Source organism: Curtobacterium sp. MCBA15_013, assembly GCF_001865095.1.
GTDB lineage: Bacteria > Actinomycetota > Actinomycetes > Actinomycetales > Microbacteriaceae > Curtobacterium.
Genome location: NZ_MJGQ01000022.1, coordinates 10,431 through 11,004, shown reverse-complemented (window position 1 = coordinate 11,004; position 574 = coordinate 10,431). Strand labels below are relative to the sequence as shown.

Annotated in this window: 1 protein-coding gene; it reads left to right on the top strand. The window is 74.2% G+C overall.

Going from position 1 to position 574, the window contains the following annotated elements; translation table 11 throughout:
- On the top strand, positions 1 to 574 hold a 574-nt coding region (locus tag BIV01_RS12045), incomplete at both ends, for an aldehyde dehydrogenase family protein (RefSeq protein ID WP_139199331.1).

Genomic DNA, 574 nt, shown 5'->3' with positions numbered 1-574 from the left:
CGCGGACCTCGACCTCGCCGTGCAGGACATCGTCCGGTCGGCGTTCGGTCGCGCCGGGCAGCAGTGCTCCGCGGCCTCGCTGGTGATCCTCGTGGGGGCGGTCGGCGAGAGCGAGCGCTTCCGCCGACAGCTCGTCGACGCCACCCGAACCCTGCGTGTCGCCTGGCCGGACGACCCGACGGCGCAGATGGGGCCGCTCATCGCCGAGCCCGAGGGCACGGTGCGCTCCGGGCTCACCGAGCTCGGCCCGGGGGAGTCCTGGCTGATGCAGCCGGTCCCGCTCGACGACTCCGGCCGGCTGTGGTCGCCGGGGATCCGCGACGGTGTCCGGCCCGGCAGCGACTTCCACCAGACCGAGTACCTCGCCCCGGTCCTCGGGATCATGCGCGCCGACACCCTCGACCAGGCGATCGCGATCCAGAACGGCACCGACCACGGGCTCGCCGCCGGCCTCCACTCCCTCGACACCGACGAGGTCGCGGACTGGATCGCCGGGGTCCGCGCGGGCAACCTGTCCGTCAACCGCGGCACCACGGGCGCGATCGTCCACAGGCAGCCGTTCGGCGGGTGGAAG